General features: G+C 38.3%; 16 protein-coding genes and 1 other RNA gene. 5 read left to right on the forward strand and 12 right to left on the reverse strand.

The features are described from left to right. The first annotated feature begins 79 nt into the window (after positions 1 to 79). The 3 genes from mltD to ACTH6U_RS00970 all read left to right on the forward strand — a co-directional run bounded on the left by mltD (position 80) and on the right by ACTH6U_RS00970 (position 2,643). A complete protein-coding gene (gene mltD, locus ACTH6U_RS00960) occupies positions 80 to 1,456 on the forward strand; it encodes a murein transglycosylase D (RefSeq protein ID WP_441831402.1) in 1,377 nt (458 codons plus the stop codon). 541 nt (positions 1,457 to 1,997) lie between these two features. Further along, positions 1,998 to 2,366 carry an Hha toxicity modulator TomB gene (gene tomB / locus ACTH6U_RS00965; RefSeq protein ID WP_294108494.1) on the forward strand — a complete coding sequence of 123 codons (369 nt, stop codon included), beginning with the start codon at positions 1,998 to 2,000 and terminating at the stop codon, positions 2,364 to 2,366. 73 nt (positions 2,367 to 2,439) lie between these two features. Further along, complete coding sequence (locus ACTH6U_RS00970) at positions 2,440 to 2,643, forward strand: HHA domain-containing protein (protein ID WP_068439370.1); 204 nt, start codon at positions 2,440 to 2,442, stop codon at positions 2,641 to 2,643. Between the two features lie 381 nt (positions 2,644 to 3,024). Here the strand turns inward: ACTH6U_RS00970 and ffs are convergent. Further along, positions 3,025 to 3,121: signal recognition particle sRNA small type (gene ffs, locus ACTH6U_RS00975), an RNA gene on the reverse strand. Between the two features lie 176 nt (positions 3,122 to 3,297). After that, the gene (locus ACTH6U_RS00980; RefSeq protein WP_294108484.1) at positions 3,298 to 3,756 is read right to left on the reverse strand and encodes a YbaY family lipoprotein; all 459 of its coding nucleotides are present in this window, start codon (positions 3,754 to 3,756) and stop codon (positions 3,298 to 3,300) included. A 242-nt stretch (positions 3,757 to 3,998) separates the two neighbouring features. Here ACTH6U_RS00980 and tesB point away from each other — a divergent pair, with 242 nt between their 5' ends. Then, positions 3,999 to 4,880, forward strand: a complete 882-nt coding sequence (gene tesB / locus ACTH6U_RS00985; RefSeq protein ID WP_294109124.1) for an acyl-CoA thioesterase II — start codon at positions 3,999 to 4,001, stop codon at positions 4,878 to 4,880. Between the two features lie 94 nt (positions 4,881 to 4,974). Here the strand turns inward: tesB and amtB are convergent, their stop codons facing one another. From amtB to ACTH6U_RS01010, 5 genes are all read right to left on the reverse strand, one after another. Continuing rightward, complete coding sequence (gene amtB / locus ACTH6U_RS00990) at positions 4,975 to 6,258, reverse strand: ammonium transporter AmtB (protein WP_434720769.1); 1,284 nt, start codon at positions 6,256 to 6,258, stop codon at positions 4,975 to 4,977. A 10-nt stretch (positions 6,259 to 6,268) separates the two neighbouring features. Next, positions 6,269 to 6,607: a P-II family nitrogen regulator gene (locus ACTH6U_RS00995; protein ID WP_294108480.1), complete on the reverse strand. Its 339-nt coding sequence runs from the start codon at positions 6,605 to 6,607 to the stop codon at positions 6,269 to 6,271. 176 nt (positions 6,608 to 6,783) lie between these two features. Continuing rightward, the gene (locus ACTH6U_RS01000) at positions 6,784 to 8,568 is read right to left on the reverse strand and encodes a SmdB family multidrug efflux ABC transporter permease/ATP-binding protein (RefSeq protein ID WP_294108479.1); all 1,785 of its coding nucleotides are present in this window, start codon (positions 8,566 to 8,568) and stop codon (positions 6,784 to 6,786) included. Beyond that, positions 8,565 to 10,310, reverse strand: coding sequence for a SmdA family multidrug ABC transporter permease/ATP-binding protein (locus ACTH6U_RS01005; protein WP_441831403.1), 1,746 nt, complete (start codon positions 10,308 to 10,310; stop codon positions 8,565 to 8,567). Before ACTH6U_RS01005 ends, ACTH6U_RS01000 begins: the two co-directional genes overlap by 4 nt. Positions 10,311 to 10,401: 91 nt before the next feature. Further along, positions 10,402 to 10,863, reverse strand: a complete 462-nt coding sequence (locus ACTH6U_RS01010; protein ID WP_294108475.1) for an Lrp/AsnC family transcriptional regulator — start codon at positions 10,861 to 10,863, stop codon at positions 10,402 to 10,404. Between the two features lie 343 nt (positions 10,864 to 11,206). Here ACTH6U_RS01010 and queC point away from each other — a divergent pair, with 343 nt between their 5' ends. Beyond that, positions 11,207 to 11,905: a 7-cyano-7-deazaguanine synthase QueC gene (gene queC / locus ACTH6U_RS01015; protein WP_294108474.1), complete on the forward strand. Its 699-nt coding sequence runs from the start codon at positions 11,207 to 11,209 to the stop codon at positions 11,903 to 11,905. Positions 11,906 to 11,978: 73 nt separating this feature from the next. Here queC and ACTH6U_RS01020 read toward each other — a convergent pair whose 3' ends face one another. From ACTH6U_RS01020 to lon, 5 genes are all read right to left on the reverse strand, one after another. Further along, complete coding sequence (locus tag ACTH6U_RS01020) at positions 11,979 to 12,407, reverse strand: acyl-CoA thioesterase (RefSeq protein WP_294108472.1); 429 nt, start codon at positions 12,405 to 12,407, stop codon at positions 11,979 to 11,981. A gap of 304 nt (positions 12,408 to 12,711) precedes the next feature. Further along, positions 12,712 to 13,074, reverse strand: coding sequence for a ComEA family DNA-binding protein (locus tag ACTH6U_RS01025; RefSeq protein WP_434720766.1), 363 nt, complete (start codon positions 13,072 to 13,074; stop codon positions 12,712 to 12,714). Between the two features lie 144 nt (positions 13,075 to 13,218). Next, positions 13,219 to 15,090 (reverse strand): peptidylprolyl isomerase, encoded by a 1,872-nt coding sequence (gene ppiD, locus ACTH6U_RS01030; RefSeq protein WP_294108468.1) that lies wholly within the window; start codon positions 15,088 to 15,090, stop codon positions 13,219 to 13,221. Positions 15,091 to 15,503: 413 nt separating this feature from the next. Beyond that, positions 15,504 to 15,779, reverse strand: coding sequence for a nucleoid-associated protein HU-beta (gene hupB / locus ACTH6U_RS01035; RefSeq protein WP_294108466.1), 276 nt, complete (start codon positions 15,777 to 15,779; stop codon positions 15,504 to 15,506). 220 nt (positions 15,780 to 15,999) lie between these two features. Next, entirely contained in the window at positions 16,000 to 18,441 is a 2,442-nt protein-coding gene (gene lon / locus ACTH6U_RS01040; RefSeq protein WP_336430916.1) for an endopeptidase La, read from the reverse strand. Positions 18,442 to 18,610: the final 169 nt, after the last annotated feature.

The following is an 18,610-nucleotide window of genomic DNA, read 5'->3' on the forward strand; positions in this document are numbered from 1 at the left end:
TTTAATCATTGTCATCTTCGGGTGAGATTAGTATTATTGTTCGACTTTTAAACATGAAAATAAAGAACAATAGAAAATAATGAAGATAATAGCGACTCTCATCGCCATTGTTCTGCTTGCGGGATGCCAAATTGCACCGAATAAAGTGAAGCAGAGCAAGCCTTCAGCAAATCATACTGTAGAAACTATTGCATCACATAACCAGGCTGCAAGTAGACAGCAACCAAAGGCTGATTATGACCTTTGGGGCTACATTAGCGATGAGTTGAAAATGAATGTTCCTAATAATCCACAAATTAGGGAATTGGCAAATAATTACGCAACTAAACAAAATTTCATCTACGATGTAACTGTAAGGGCTGAGCCTTATATGTACTTAATTGTAGATGAAATTAATGAACGCAATTTGCCCATGGAATTAGCCTTAATTCCAATTATAGAAAGTTCATTTAACCCAAAAGCCACCTCTCCCGCTCAAGCCGCAGGACTTTGGCAAATCGTTCCAATCACAGCCCGCTCATATGGGTTAAAACAAACCCAATGGGTAGATGAACGCCGAGATGTTCTAACCTCAACTAATGCTGCCTTCGATTTACTCGAAAATCTCAACGTCATGTTTGGTCATGACTGGGAACTGACTTTAGCCGCTTATAATTGTGGTGAAGGCTGTGTTATGAACGCGATTAAAAAGAATGAAGCGGCAGGACTGCCTACTGATTTCTGGTCTCTTTCTTTGCCTAAAGAAACAAAACAATATGTGCCAAAAATCTTAGCACTAAGCCAAGTATTAAGAGAGCCTGAAAAATATCAAGTTACCTTACCAACAAGTAATAAAAATAGAGCATTAACTCAAATTGATGTTGGGCAACAAATAACATTAACTCAAGCGGCTGAATTAACAGGCCTTACTGAGGAATCGATTAAAACTTATAATTCAGGATATACACGGGGAATTACCTCGCCTAATGGTCCGCATTATATAATGTTACCAACAGCAAAAGCTGAACAATTTAAAGTTTCATTATCTGATCAAGATGTACTCGATAATATTCGTCTTGCTGCGGCGCAAAACCAACAAAATCGAACTGCACATCAAAACAATTTAGCTAGCCAAAACAATTCATCTCGTCAAGCTAAAAGCCTTAACTATAAAGTCCGCAAAGGTGAATCATTAGCCAGTATTGCAAAAAAACACAATATGACGGTTAAAAATCTTCAACAGCTCAATGGACTTAAAACAGCTAGCCGTATTGCTCCAGGACAAGTTCTAAAAGTAAAAAGTCCGATGCCAAGGGCAAACAATCGTAAAACACAAGTATATAAAGTGAGAAAAGGTGACTCTTATTACAGCATTGCCAAACGTCATGGTATTAAACTCAATGATTTAATGAATTGGAACTCTGGTGTCAAAATGGCTGATTTGAAACCGGGTGTCACCCTAAACTTATATTTATAAAATGTGTTATCACAAAACAAAGTCCCTGCCCACGAGATCAGCAGGGACGTTTTATTATTAATCTTTAATTATTTTCATTTTATTCCATCGTTGAAGATCAATTATTAAAATATCAAACAAGCTTTTACTCACCACACCTTTAGTTTAAAAAATTTTTTTCTTTGTACTAAAATGTACAATTAGGTTAAGGCAACTTAAACCTTTCATAAAGTTGAGTTTAGTCAAAACTAAAAATAAAAACTGTCTATTGGCAACTAATGAATCAGAAAAAAGTAGTGACTGGATGGTGACTTATGCAATAATAATGCTATTATCTTCGGCGAGGCGATACAGCTTGAGCTGCCGGCCCGTATTTGAATATTACTTATATATTTATTGATAATCTTTAAAATTCACCTGAATAGTAATAATCTTATATTTATCAATATATTAATTCCTATATTTTTATATTGAACTTTGGTGCTTTTATTTAGTTAACATTATATTATTATTGATATAGAAATACACATAGCAAAGGTCAGATTCGCCAGCGGAGGTGATTATGGATGAATATTCACCCAAAAAACATGATATAGCAGAGTTAAAGTATTTGTGTAACAGCTTAAATCGAGATGCGATACTAAGCTTACAAAAAACGAATACCCATTGGATAAACGATCTCAGTTCTCAACAAAGCGCAAACCTCAATGAGCTCATTGAACATATTGCGTCTTTTGTTTGGCGATTTAAAATCAAATACCCAAAAGAAAACCTCGTTATATCATTAGTTGAAGAATATCTTGATGAGACATATAATTTATTCGGTAGCCCTGTAATAACGCTTAGTGAGATTATTGACTGGGAAAGTATGAATCAAAACATTGTCTCTGTTCTAGATGATGATTTAAAATGTCTAGCCAGTAAAACATAAAGATATCATTTACCTATAAGCAAACTATAACATAATATGTTATAAAGTTTTTTTTCATAAAAGAAAGGGCGTTATGACCAAATTTGATTATCTGATGCGTTTAAGAAAATGCACAACAATTGAAACACTTGAGCGTGTCATTGAAAAAAATAAATACGAACTATCTGAGGATGAGTTAGAGTTATTTTATTCAGCAGCAGACCACCGTCTTGCAGAACTCACAATGAATAAACTTTACGATAAAATACCGCCATCCGTTTGGAAATTTGTTAGATAATATCTTACAAACACACACAGTTAGTAAATAGTTATAGCCGGTAACATACTTATCGGCTCGACTGAATTCCTTATACCTAAAATTTAGCATTACATAATGTTAATTTACATCACTGCTCACCATTATATTTCTCATATATAACTACTTAATGCTAATTTAACATTTAATGCGATTATTCAAATATAAATATCCTTTCACTTTTATCTTTCAATTATAAGTAAATAATCAATTTTAGTGTAATAAATATAAATATTGTTTTATACCGATAGTCTTTAGCGGGTAGCAGAAATAAAGTCTAAGTGGGTGAACACCAGATGGCAAATTTTTATATAAGAAGTAGGGAATTTAGTATGAAAGAGGCAATTATCAGTTGGGTGGGAACTCTGCCAGCGACATCCCGGCACACACGACCCCTGCCATGGCTGCTTCCTTCCGGACCTGACCAAGTTAACAAGTTAGCGTTGCGGGAGAACCAACAGAGTCCCCATTGAGTGCTTTTTTCAAAGCATGGGCATTATGCTTGATAGGCAGTGAAATAGCAAGGAAGCACCTACTGAATGCTGTTTTATTGCACAGATAATCCTAATCTATACAACAAGTAAAGCGTAGCTAGAAATGACTCATGATGAAATCGCTAAGTGGCTTATAAACTAATTAGTTAGCAGGAACTACCAGCACATCGACATTGTTATCTATTCCATTATTAATCACTTCAATAACCGTATTAGAAAGATATAAAAGCTGACCATCTGCACTCACTGATGCACTTATCGTTATCGTAGCATCAGGTCGAACTTCATTTTTCAGATAAGTGAGCTCAAAGGGTATCGATTGCCGATTATTTAACTCTGTATAATACTTTTGTGACAAGATCAGTGCAGGTAAATCCATCATCGAAGTATCTGCTAATGTAATAGTTAACACTGCACTCTCAGGTAGCTTAGTATTTTTAACAATGTTCACCTTGCCATCTATTTTACCAGAATCCACTTTTTGAGTGCCATGATCCCTTTTGCCATGTAACATTTTCTCATTCGGCTTTGTTAAGTTTCCTTCACAGCCTGCTAAGAAAAACAAAATAAGTAAGCTAGCAATATAGTGATGTAGTTTCATTATAATCACCTATAAAACAATAAATTACTGAAGAATTATTATTAATATTTAACATTAATATGGAACATCTCATTAAAACAATCAAAAAAGTATAGCGAATATAAATAAAATAATGAAATAGTATTTCAAATTGTAACCAAAAGTGAATTTAAAGCTATCTTAATAGAACGCATCTACCTATTTCCTGAAAATAATGGGAAAATACCGCCATCTGATATTTTTTAATCATGTCTAAGGTCACTATGAGCCCAGAATTACAGAATCTAATCAATCTAATTGAACTTGAAAAAATTGAAGAAGGTATTTTTCGAGGACAAAGTGAAGATCTTGGTTTACCTCAGGTTTTTGGTGGGCAAGTTGTTGGTCAAGCCATGTATGCCGCTAAACAAACTATTCCTGATGACAGAGTAATCACCTCTTTTCACAGTTATTTTTTACGTCCTGGCGATAGCATGCGCCCGATTGTATACGATGTAGAAATCTTGCGTGATGGCGGTAGTTTTAGCACTCGACGTATCAGTGCAATACAACATGGCAAGCCTATCTTTTTTATGACGGCTTCATTTCAGTCACAAGAAGAAGGTTACAGTCACCAAAATTTGATGCCTGATGTTCCTGCTCCTTCACAACTGATTTCACAAGATGTCATTATTCAAAGTTTAGCGGATAAACTGCCTGAATCCGTCAAAAAATACGCTTTACGTCCAACACCTTTTGAATTTCGCCCGGTTGAGTTCTACAGCCCATTTGATAGTGCGCCCCAAGAACCTTTCCGCTACATTTGGTTTAAAGCAAAAGGTCAATTACCTGACATCCCATCATTGCATCATTATTTATTAGGCTATGCGTCTGATTACAATTTTCTACCCGCTGCCTTACAACCCCATGGTCGCGGATTTATGGAACGTGATTTACAAGTTGCTACTATCGACCATTCAATGTGGTTCCATCGCCCATTTAAAATAGATGACTGGTTACTGTATGCAGTTGAAAGCCCTTCGGCTTCAGGGGGGCGAGGATTTGTAAAAGGACAGATTTATAACCCTCAAGGGGATTTAGTCGCAACAGCAGTGCAAGAAGGTGTTATTCGAAAAAGAAAGGCAAATGTGACATCGCCGCAATAAAAGTAAGCAATCACTTACCTTAGTACAATGAAAAAAAATGAGCCGCAAACTATTGCGGCCATTAACTGAGTGCGATTAACTAAATATACTAAGATTAGTTATAAGCGCTTTCACCATGTGAAGTGATATCTAAACCTTCTCTCTCTTGTTCTACACTGATCCGCAAACCTGCGATTTTATCGGCAATAGTGAAGGCAATATAGGCAACGACGGCTGTCCATATGATACAAACCAATATACTGAATGCCTGTATACCAACTTGCTTCATCATTGTCACCCCCTCTGCAAAGCCAGTACCACCGAGAGATGCCGCGGTGAATACACCAGTAAGCAAACAACCTACGATGCCACAAACTCCATGCACACCAAATACATCGCAAACGTCATCAACTTTTAACCAACGTTTCAAGATGACTACGCCCCACAAACCTGCGAAACCAGAAAGTAGCCCAATAATTAGTGCCCCACCAACACCGACAGTACCAGCCGCAGGTGTTACGCCAACTAAGCCCGCTAAGCATCCTGAACATGCACCTAATAAAGAAGGCTTATCTCTAAAAATCCATTCTGCTAATGTCCATGATAATATTGCACCAGAAGCCGCTACCACCGTGTTAACGAACGCTAATGCAGCAACACCATTTGCACTTCCAGCAGACCCCGCATTAAAACCAAACCAGCCGATAAATAGAATCGAAGTTCCCATAAATACCATCGGCAAATTATGCGGTTTAATCGCCTCTCGACCAAATCCAGTACGTTTACCGAGTAAGTAAGCACCAACTAAACCAGCTACCGCAGCATTAATATGTACAACAGTACCACCAGCAAAATCAAGCGCGCCATCTTGTGCGAGTAGCCCACCGCCCCATACCATATGAGCCATTGGGATATATGCAAAAGTCGTCCAAATAAGGGTGAAAATTAGTATGGCTGAAAATTTAACTCTTTCCCCTAAAGCACCGACAATAAGCGCAACAGTCAAACAAGCGAAAGCGCCTTGAAATGCAACGTGAACAAATTGAGGAATAGTCGCAGACAAGCTATCAACCGTAATGTCTTTTAACATAAATTGGCTGAAGCCACCGAAGATGCTATTACCTTCACTAAAGGCTAGGCTATAACCATAGATAACCCAAATAACAGAAACTAAAGCAAGGATCACCGTAGTTTGTGCCATAAGTGAGAGCACATTTTTACTTCTGAGTAGCCCGCCATAAAATAGTGCGATCCCTGGCATTATCATGAATATAACTAGTGCGGTACAAATCATCATAAAAGCATTATCTGCCTTATCAAGACTCTCCCCAGATGCAAGCACATTGATTGGAAAACTGCCTAGTATTAGCAAATATAAGTATTGAAACCATTTACCCATTTTCATTCTCCTAAAGTGCATCGTCTTGTTTTTCACCCGTCCGAATACGGACAGCCTGCTCGAGTTGTAGGACGAATATTTTTCCATCCCCCACTTGCCCCGTATTTGCTGTTTTTTCTATTGATTCAATAACGGCTTCAGCAAGCTCATCGGGTACGGCGATTTCCATTCTCACTTTAGGCAAAAAATCCACCGTATATTCTGCTCCACGGTATAATTCTGAATGCCCTTTTTGTCGACCAAAACCTCGCACTTCTGCAATGGTGAGTCCTTGTATACCAATATCAGAAAGTGCCTCCCTAACTTCATCTAATTTGAACGGTTTAATGATTGCGATGATATATTTCATTTCCTCTCCAATAATTTAGATATCCAATAAACTCACTACCCCTGTTTAACTGCATAAGTCATTGAGCAAATAACATGCCAAGAATAATTATCTTTATAATTCAATGGATAACAAAAAAACAAAAGGCTATCCAATTGGATAGCCTTTTAAAATGCATTATTAGAGTGCAATAACAGTTAAGTTAGTAACATTTCAGGTTCAATTTCATCACGAGAATCCAACAATTCACCGACCTGTTGTAATTGGTACATTTGATAATAGCGACCTTTTTGCTGCAAAAGTTGAGCATGATTTCCTTGCTCTACGATTGCACCACGATGAAGCACGACCACTTGATCTGCATCTACAATTGTCGATAATCGATGCGCTATCACTACCAATGTCGTCGTTTTGCGGATCATTCGTAGCGCTTTTTGAATCGCCTGCTCCGTACCTGAATCAATATTTGCAGTGGCTTCGTCTAAAATTAAAATTTTAGGTGTAATAACAAGCACTCGAGCCATCGCTAACAACTGCCTCTGCCCAACAGAAAGTGTATTACCTTGCTCTCCGAGTAGCGTATCAAGCCCCTCAGGAAGTAAGCGAACATGCTCTGCCAATTGCACAGTTTCCAATACCTGCCACACTTTTTCTTGGGTGACATCTCGTCCTAATGCTACATTATCAAAAAATGATGTCGCCAGTACCACTGGATCTTGTTGCACCATCGCAATATCATTACGTAGGATCTGATGAGACAACGAATTCAAATCGCGCCCACCCAATAAGATTTCACCTTGCTGCCAAGGATAATATCCCATAATTAAATTTGCGATGGTGCTTTTACCACTTCCGGTATGACCAACTAATGCCACGAAATTATTTTCAGGAATATTAAGATTAATATCGTTAAGAACCGTTTTGTCATCACGATAAGCAAATGTCAGATGATTGATTGCTATTGAGCCATTTTGCAATGGCGCAATGCTTTCTCCATATTCCTGTTTAGGACTATCCATCAATTCAAAGACACGCTCTCCCGACACCACAGCTTGCTGTAACATAGATTGCTGAGAAGTTAGCTCAATTAATGGTTCATTCAATCGGCCTAAATAATTAATAAATGCATAGAGGACACCAACACCGATTGTTGTGGAACCTTCAAAACCAAATAGCAGCAGTAATCCACACAGAACCATAGCCGAAAATAAGCTGAGTAATGGACGCAATAACAATCCATCCAATTTTAATGCTTTCATTCTAGCTAAGTAATGCTGTTGGCTAACATCTTGAAGTTTAGCGCCAAACCTTGCCTGCTGTAAAAATTGCTGGATAACCGTCATACCATTAATGACTTCATTGAAACCATTATTTATATCTGCAAGATAAGATCTTACCCGTCGAATTATCGGTGTACTTAGGCGCTGATAAACAATCATGACAATAAATACAGCTGGAAAAATCATCACAGCCACAGATGCCATTCGCCAATCCAATGAGAACATGGCTACTAACATGGCACAAATCAACGCTAAGCTACGAAACACTGTGGGAACAACCATCACAAAAAGATCTTTAATCACCTCAGTGTCATTGGTTACGCGAGAAATAATTTGTCCAACAGGCTGTTTATCAAAAGCACTTAATGGCTGCCTGAGTGCAGCATTCATGACTTCTGCTCGTAATGTTTGAACAACACCAACTGATGCTTTATTAAATAATATTATTTGATAATAATGTAATAAGGCAGCAATCACTTGTAACAAGATAAAGCCCACCGCCATATATATTGCTAATGGCATAATTATCTGTTTTTTAGCAACCATGTGGTCAATGAAATAGCTAACGAGTAATGGACCACTCACCTCAGCAATAGCAGCAAGCCACAGCATTGCAATTGCAATAGTCATCGTGCCGCGATGCGGTTTACCGTAAGATAACAAGCGTTTTAAAGCCGGCCATAGTGATTTTTTTTGGCTCATAAATCACCATCCAAAGCCGCTTCAATTTGTTGATAACGATACATATCCGTATACCAACCCGGCTGATTAATTAGCCCCTCATGTGCCCCTTGAATGGCAATACTACCTTGTGAAAGTACGAGTATATTATCCGCTTCAACGAGTGCAGATAATCGATGGGCACTAATAATCAGTGTTCTACCTTGTCGCCAGCGATTCAAATTTTGTAAGATAGTGAACTCCGTTTGTCCATCAACAGCAGAAAGTGCATCATCTAAAATAAGAATTTCGGCATTTTGTAGTATGGCTCTCGCAATCGAAATTCGTTGTTTTTGTCCACCTGAAAGCATAACGCCGCGCTCACCAACCTGTGTTTGATAACCTTCCGGTAAACGTAAAATATCATCATGCACACAAGCAATGCGTGCGGCTTCATGTATTTGTTCTATTGATGCATCAGGTCGCCCAAGAGCTATATTACCGCCTACAGTGTCAGAAAATAAAAAAGGCGTCTGATTAACAACTGCAAGGCGAGCACGCCATTCATCTAAATGAATCTCAGATAACGGCATGCTCTGATAACAGATATCCCCCTGAGTAACATCAAATTGACGTTGTAATAGCGTTATTAATGTAGATTTTCCAGAACCAGTAGGCCCGCACAAGCCCAAAAATCGTCCTGGTTTTAAAATAAAATCAACATTTTTGAGCACCACTCTGGAAGTTTCAGGGTAACTAAATTCTTTTATATTCGCCGTAAGTATCCCTTTTTCCTCTTGTAAAGACTGAGAACCGTCTTTAATAACTAAAGGTTCTTCTAACAGACTCAGAATACGGCTATACGCTGCACTTCCGCGCTCAACAATATTAAACATCCAAGCAAGTGCTAACATTGGCCAAATCATCAGTCCCAAATACATAATAAAACTGGTGAGTTCACCCAGTGTCAATGTTCCCTGTAACACCATCCAGCTACCACCTGCTATCGCAAGCAAGTTAGCCATACCGATAGCAATAAAAATAGTTGGATCAAAACGTGCATCTATCTTAGCCACATGCATGTTTCGTCGCCCTGCTTCTGTTGCAACCTGCTCAAATTGATTTGATTGCTTTTCTTCAAGACCGAAAGACTTGATCATGCGAATACTGGTTAAACTTTCTTGGGCATGATTATTTAAGGTTGAAAATGCACCTTGTGCATGTTTAAAACGATGATGTAGTTGATCGCCATAACGTTTAATAATTAGTGCCATAATAGGCATAGGTATTAGTGCAAGTAATGTAAGCTGCCAACTGATTTCTACACTCATCATAATCAAAACAGCACAGCCCATCACAAAGGAATCAACTAAAGTTAACACCCCTTCACCCGCAGCAAAAACGACTCTATCAACATCATTAGTCGTACGAGCAATAAGATCGCCTGTGCGATATTTAAGATAAAATGCTTGATTTTGAAGACTTAATTGTCGATAGAATTTTTGTCTTAATTGAACTGCCAATTTATAAGATGCGCCAAACAACCAAAGTCGCCACACATAACGCAGGCCATAAACGATCAATGCAATAAACAGCATCAATACAACATATGAAATTAATTGGTTTCTTGTCATGGTTTCTTTGCTAATACCATCCACAACAATACCAACCAGTCGAGGAGGAACTAGCTGTAAGATAGCAATGATAATAAGGAAGCCAATAGCCCCTAGATAGCGCCGCCATTCACTTAAAAAATACCAACTTAGTTGTGAAAATAATCGCACGTAATACTGCCTTGAGTCATGTTAATTCCGCGGTCGTCATTCAACGTTTAGTTTGAATGTAAATAATATTCAAAAAGTTCTAATCTAATAGCTAATCAGGAATAGGTAATACTGTTGTGTATTTAATTTTTTCCATTGCAAAACTTGAGGTTACATCAATTAGCCCATGAACACCATTGACCAATTTCTTATAAAACAAATCATAAGACTTCATATCATGAACTTCAACTTGCATAAGATAATCATACTCTCCGGCCATACGATAAAACATAAGAACCTCAGGAAGCAGGCTAACAAATGAAACAAATTGCTCATACCATTCACTGTTATGATGTTGAGTTTTAATCATCACTATCACAGTTAACCCTAAACCGAGCTTTTCACCATCAAGTAATGTCACTCGACCACGAATATAGCCATCGTCTTCTAAGCGCTTTAACCTTTTCCAACAAGGTGTTGATGTTAAGTTAACCGCTTCGGAGAGAACATTAAGAGATAAGCTGCTATCATTTTGTAGCAAACTGAGCAATTTTTTATCTATCTTATCTAACATGTTATCTCTCCAGATCTCAATAATGCTTAATTAATGGCTAAAAAATTTAAAAACAAAAAAATGTCACTAATAACTAGTATAATAGAATTATTTTATATAAATAGGCATATTAAGGTATAAATAATGCAACAACGAATGAACGATAATCTAAAATAACGATTAAATAAGCAGTGGCATCGCTAACATAACCATTTACTAAGCCTATAAATCAGCCTTGAATCTTAGCTCACAGCTCATCGACTATAAATAGAGCGGGTCTTACTATATATAATCATGTACCTGTAAATGTTCATGCGCCTCTTATATTTTAGATAAAACAATTTTTATGACAAAGGAGATATTTATGAAACGTGCAGTTGTCGTCTTTAGCGGCGGTCAAGACTCAACGACGTGCCTCATCCAAGCATTAGAAAATTATGATGAGGTTCACTGTGTCACCTTTGATTACGGTCAACGCCATCGTGTTGAAATTGAAGTTGCTCAACAATTAAGTCAACAACTTGGCGTTACGGCCCACAAAGTATTAGATGTTAAGCTACTTAATGAGCTCGCAATTAGTAGCTTAACAAGAGATAACATCCCAGTACCCGATTATCAAGAAAGTGAAGACAGCGGGCTGCCAAGTACTTTTGTGCCAGGTCGAAATATTCTGTTTCTAACACTGGCTGCAATTTACGCTTACCAAGTACAAGCTGAAGCTGTTATTACCGGCGTCTGTGAAACTGATTTTTCAGGCTACCCAGATTGCCGAGATGAATTTGTAAAATCACTCAATCATGCCGTTGACCTTGGGCTCGCGAAGAATATTCGTTTTGAAACGCCACTCATGTGGCTAGATAAAGCCCAAACATGGGCTCTTGCAGACTCTTACGGACATCTTCAAACAATAAGAGAACAAACTCTCACTTGTTATAACGGTATTCAAGGTGATGGCTGTGGTGAATGTGCTGCATGCCATTTACGAAGCAAAGGCTTAAGTTATTACCTCGCCAATAAAGAAACGGTAATACATGCTCTAAAGCAACACCTATCGCAAAATTAGTTTTTTATTACCTACCCATAATAAAAAGGCAAAATTGCGACCAGAGAGCTTATTGTTCTCTGGTCTCTTAAATCTATACGTCAATGAAACCATCTGAGTGAGAAATAAATGATTCGAGCCGTTCCTTGAGTTCATTTTCAATGGTTACGGATTTATTTAATACAGTATCAATAAAAACAAAAGTGACATAGGCATCAGAAACCACCTCAGATTGCCCATTTTTAATTCTGATTATTTGTTGATAACACTGCGCACTTTTCACACCGAATTTTTCCATGCGGGTGACAACAGTAAGTTCATCGCCAAGAACAGCACCTTGGAAATAATTAACATTTATATTAACTGCGGCCATCGTAAATTTATTCTTAATTGCCCAATCAATAAAATCGAGTTCATTCATCCAATCCCATCTATCTGCTTCATAAAATTCCAGATAACGCGCATTGTTAACATGTTGGAATACATCAATATGAAAACCATGTATTTTAATTTTCGTCGCCATCACTACTCCGACCAGTTTGTTTTTGATAACATAAAAATAACAAATGTTAGGCCAATGTGCTGAATAAATATCATTTCTAAGACATAGCTCGCAAATTAATGTATGTCCATTCATTTTCAGTACAACAAATAATCTAAAAATCTATCAGCATTTCAACTTTTCATTATTTAAATAAGTAAGCACCCATAATTTTATATGGGTGTTTATCCTTCTCAATAATTCAAGACGCATGCAAATGATCAGCGAATATCGTCAGGTTCATAGGTCAAAAACCTACAACTTACAAAATGACGAATACAACAGGCTAGAGCACGAGCTTATCCTTATTTTTTTCCAAAAATGCAGGACCGATGCCCTGTACCTCTAAAATGTTCTCGATAGAATTAAAAGCACCGTATTTTTCTCTGTACTCGACGATCGCTTTCGCTTTTTGGACCCCAATACCATTAAGTTTTTGTGCGAGCTCATCAACACTGGCCTGATTAATATTCACCTTATCGGATAGGTCTATGCTTACTCCTGGCTTATTCTCTCCTTTCGGTGAAACCAATGCTGTCGCCTTCTCCGTCTCAATCTTTTTAGCTGAAACAAATGAAGAAAAAGGACATAGCATTGTAATAACCAATGTCACACCCAACCCTTTTTTAATTTGCTTTATCCATGGCATAGCTACTCTCCTGTATGTGTAGAGACGCTACAATGTCAAAAGTGTAGTCAAAAAGCATTTGAGGAAGTTTTAGAATGGGAAAGGCCACCCAAAGGTGGCCTTTAATTATGGAGATTACAATCTTAGTTGCGAAACTGCTCGCAATTATTCAAGATTTTGTATTTCAATTTTTGCATTTGAACGTAAATTCAGGATCAGTGCTTCATTAACAGCCGCACTCATTGCACCTTGATATTCACGAGTCAGTTGACTTAGCTCTTCTTTAGTCGGTTGCCCTAAAGTAACTTTATCTAATTGAATAATAACAAGGTTATCTTGTTCATCACGCGCTGTTGTATAGGTTGGCTTACCTTCAAGCGGTTGAGGCATTTCCATGGTCGCATTAGTTATTGCTGTTTGCGGCATTAGACGAGAAACTTTCTGAACATCAGCAAATTTAATACCTGCCGCGTTAAGCGCCTCTTCACCTTTGCCAGCTTTTAGCTCTGCAACCAATTTATCACCTTCAGCTTTCAGCTGGGCATCTGCTTTTTGACGTTTAACCAGCGCTTCAATATCTGATTTCACTTTTTCAAATGGCTCTGTCATTTCCGCTTTAAAGTGAGTAACACGTACAACAAATGCACGGTCACCTTCGACGTTAATTACATCAGAGTTAATGCCTGTCGAACCATTTTTATCAACAAGACGCTCACTGAATATTTCATTAACTACTTTCGGGAAATTTAATGCTGCTGGTGGATTATTACGGTCAAACCAATCAGTTGTAGCAATTTTCAAACCTGATACATTTTCAACAGATATTAATGATTCATTATCATTCGTTGCAGCTTCACTGACTTTTTGCTGTAAATCATAGAACTGTTTGATGCTTTTATCTTGAAGCAAAGTAACTTCAAGACTTTCTTTAACTTCATCAAGAGGCTTAACAACTTCAGGTTTAATATCATCTAAGCGGAAAATCACATAACTATCTTGTGATTTAATCGGCGCTGAAACTTGCCCTTTTTCTGTCAAATTAGCACTAATAAGTTCACTTGGCGTCGATGAAGCTTCCATCCAACCAATTGCACCTTTATTTGCAGCACTATATTTATCTGTTGATTTTTCAGTTGCTATCGCAATAAAGTCAGCGCCATTTTTAAGTTCATTGACGATATCATTTGCTTCTTTCTCTGATGCAACTTGGATCATGCTGTAATGCTTTTGCTCTGCCTGAGTATAGTTTTTCAGGTTTTGCTCATAAAAAGCTTTAATTTCTTCGTCAGTAATCGTTGCCTTCGGCATTGCCGCAGCATCCATTTCTACATAGCTGACTTGTACTTGTTCAGGCGCAATAAAGCTATTTTGATTAGCATCGTAATAAGCCTTCAGTTCATCTTCTGAAATAACTTGCTTAGCTTGAATTTGTGCTAAAGATAATGTTGCAGTACGAATTTCACGCTCTTGCATGAACAGCTCAGCATAAGTCTTTACTTCTGATGGTAACGCAAAATCAGTACCTGTAAATGACTTTGAAAGTTGTGCACGAACGAGATCTTGGCGCATTTGCGCAGCAAAATTATCCGCATTGATATTATATCGGTTTAATACATCACGATATTTTTCACTATCAAATTGCCCATTGGTTTGAAAAATAGGCATGGCAAAAATGGCTTGCTCTATCTGCTTGTCGCTCGCAGAGAGTCCTAGCTCATTAGCATATTGATTAATCAATTGATTATTAATCAGGCTATCCAGTGCTTGGCGGCGCAGCATATTCATGCTTTCTTCATTGCTAGCAACCTCGGAGAATTTATCTCCCAGATATTCCTGTAAAGACTGACGTTCCTGCTGGAAGGCCTGTTGCAATTGTTCTCTGCTGATGGGTTGTCCATTAACCTCTGCGGCATTATTTCCACCACCGCCTAAGCCTCCCCCCATCATCACGCCACCCAGAACGAATGACAGGATAATCAGCGCTAGTACTATTTTGAGAAAAGGACTATTCGCCTTCGTGCGTAAATTTTCCATCATAAAAAGGCTTAACTCCGCTTTGTTGAATTCAATTTCTTAGGGGTCGTCGATCTTTCAAGGTGAATTTTTTCGAAATAAAAGCATTTTAATCGAGGTGAGAGGCTTGCCGCCTAGTCACCTAGGTAAAAAGCGCTCAACACAACATAAAATGAGTCGAACGTCTTTTAATCGAACCCTCAGGCAGCTTTTATTCATCACAATACTCGTGAAAGATAAAATTACACTATTTTCAATCTAAAATTGCTGAAAAAATAAGCTTAGAAGGATCAACAGCCCCTATAATACGCTAATCTTAACGCAGATAGAAAAAAAAGCGCACCATTTCCATGGTGCGCTTATATATTAGCTGATTAAAAACATTCCGTCAGTTTGAGTTTTCGCAAAAACCCAATAAAGACGAAACTAAAAATCAATTAGCTATTAACAGCGTCTTTAAGACCCTTGCCTGGACGGAAGGCAGGTACTTTAGCCGCAGCAATTTGGATTTCTTTACCAGTTTGCGGGTTACGTCCTGTGCGAGCTGCACGCTCACGAACAGAAAATGTACCAAAGCCAACTAGAGCAACATCGTCTCCTTTGCTCAGAGAACCTGTTACAGAAGCAACGAACGCATCAACAACACGGCCAGCTGCAGCTTTAGAAATATTTGAATCAGAAGCAATTTGATCAATCAGTTGAGACTTATTCACTCTTATCATCCCCATATTAGTTATGACTATCTATCTCTTAGTTAGCAATATTAGTATAGCCAACTAATGATGCAGTCGTTATATCAATCCTGAATACCAATGGCAAGAGAACAGATTACATACAAACAATTATCAGAATCATCGTTAAGTTAACGATGAAAAAAAAGGCTGACAAGTCCTAAATTAGGTGTCAGCCTTAGTTTTATACAAACTTCTTGATTCAGCTCACTCTTTTCGCTTTAGTTTTTACAACCTCAGCACCAAAAACTGGGTTTACTAACGCAATAGCGAGTACTTCTTCAATCGTTTTTACTGGATGAATTTCAAGATCTGCAATCACATTTTGTGGAATTTCTTCCAAATCGCGTTTGTTTTCATCAGGGATTAATACTGTTTTTATCCCTCCGCGGTGTGCTGCTAATAATTTTTCTTTTAATCCACCAATCGGTAAAACTAACCCTCTTAAGGTAATTTCACCTGTCATTGCAACATCAGCTCTTACAGGGTTACCTGTTAGGCAAGAAACTAACGCTGTAGACATCGCAATACCTGCACTTGGGCCATCTTTTGGCGTTGCCCCTTCAGGCACATGCACATGGATATCGCGTTTTTCATAAAAATCGTTATTAATACCGAGTTTTTCAGCACGAGCACGAACAACGGTTAATGCAGTTTGAATAGACTCTTGCATTACCTCACCAAGAGAACCGGTATAAGTTAATTTACCTTTACCTGGTACACAGGCCGTTTCGATAGTCAGTAAATCACCACCAACTTCGGTCCATGCTAATCCTGTTACTTGCCCAACACGATTTTCGGTATCTGCCTGACCATAATCAAAGCGACGTACGCCCAGATAGTCTTTTAGGTTTTCCGCATTAATTTCAATGTGTTTAAGCTTTTTATCCATCAACAATGCTTTAACTGCTTTACGACATAATTTCGAAATTTCACGCTCTAAACTACGAACACCAGCTTCACGCGTGTAATAACGAATGATGCTCATTAAGGCGCTATCGTCGATGGTTAGTTCACCTTTTTTCAAAGCATTACGTTCAATTTGCTTCGATAACAGATGACCTTTAGCAATGTTCAGTTTTTCGTCTTCGGTATAACCAGACAATCGAATGACTTCCATACGATCCAACAATGGCGCAGGAATATTCATCGAGTTAGATGTTGCTACGAACATTACATCAGAGAGATCGTAATCAACCTCTAAGTAATGATCGTTAAATGCCACATTTTGCTCTGGATCTAACACCTCTAATAATGCAGATGCAGGATCTCCACGCATGTCCGAAGACATCTTATCTATTTCATCCAACAAGAAGAGTGGGTTTTTAACTCCCACTTTTGCCATTTTCTGAATGAGCTTACCTGGCATTGAACCGATGTAAGTACGGCGGTGACCACGAATTTCAGCTTCATCACGCACGCCACCAAGTGCCATACGGGTATACTGGCGGCCAGTTGCTTTCGCAATTGACTGCCCAAGAGAAGTTTTACCCACTCCCGGAGGCCCAACCAAACACAAAATTGGACCTTTGATTTTACTGACGCGGCTCTGCACTGCCAAATATTCTAAAATACGATCTTTGACGCGTTCTAAACCATAATGATCGGTATCTAGGACTTCTTGCGCTTTCACTAAATCTTTTTTAACTTTACTGCGCGCATGCCATGGAACTTGGATCATCCAATCAATATAGCTACGAACAACCGTCGCTTCTGCCGACATTGGAGACATCATTTTCAGCTTTTGCAGTTCTGCTTCCGCTTTTTCTTGAGCCTCTTTTGGCATTTTCGCTTCTTCGATTTTACGTTTCAGCGATTCGTGTTCATCAGGTGCATCATCCATTTCGCCAAGTTCTTTTTGAATCGCTTTCATTTGCTCATTCAAATAGTACTCGCGCTGGCTTTTTTCCATCTGTTTTTTGACACGATTACGAATGCGTTTTTCCACTTGCAGCAGCTCGGTTTCTGATTCCATCATGGCCATCAAAAACTCAACACGCTCTGCAATATTTGCCATTTCTAGAACACGCTGCTTATCTGCCAATTTTAATGGCATATGGGACGCAATGGTATCAGCCAGCTTATCTAACTGATCTTGTTCAATAGAATGCAAAGAAGTCAGTACTTCCGGTGGAATTTTTTTATTCAGTTTAATGTAACTTTCAAACTGGCTGACAATAGTACGATATAAAACTTCTTGCTCTTTTTCATCAACAAGACTTGCTGTTTTAGACTCATTTGAAGCTGCTGTTTCATCATAAACAGCTTCAGTATGCTCTGTAATTTCCTGAGCAAGATATTCAGCTTGCGCTAAGAAGTATTCACCGTTGTCCGTCAGACTTGTGATACGAGCACGTCGTAAACCTTCAACGAGAACTTTAACGGTACCGTCAGGTAATTTCAGCATCTGAATAACAGAAGCGACAGTACCAACTGCAAATAGGTCGTTTACCCCAGGTTCATCCGTTGAGGCTTCTTTTTGCGCAACCAGCATGACTTGTTTGTCATGATCCATCGCTGCTTCCAGACTATGAATGGATTTTTCACGTCCAACAAACAGTGGGATCACCATGTGTGGGTATACCACTACATCACGCAGAGGCAATACTGGTATTTCAATGCGTTCGGAACGCTCTGGATTCATAAAGCTCTCTCTTCGTTTAGCTGATGCTAGTTTAAGGGTTTCAGCCTATTATTTTGATATAACACTATCAAAACAAAGAAACCACACCTCAGAATATAAACTATATGGGGACAAGATTTTAGCATTCAATGGCTAGTTGAATATAAAAAACAAAATGAGGGAAAGCCCT

Source organism: Providencia sp. (assembly GCF_052096715.1).
Taxonomy (GTDB): Bacteria; Pseudomonadota; Gammaproteobacteria; order Enterobacterales; family Enterobacteriaceae; genus Providencia.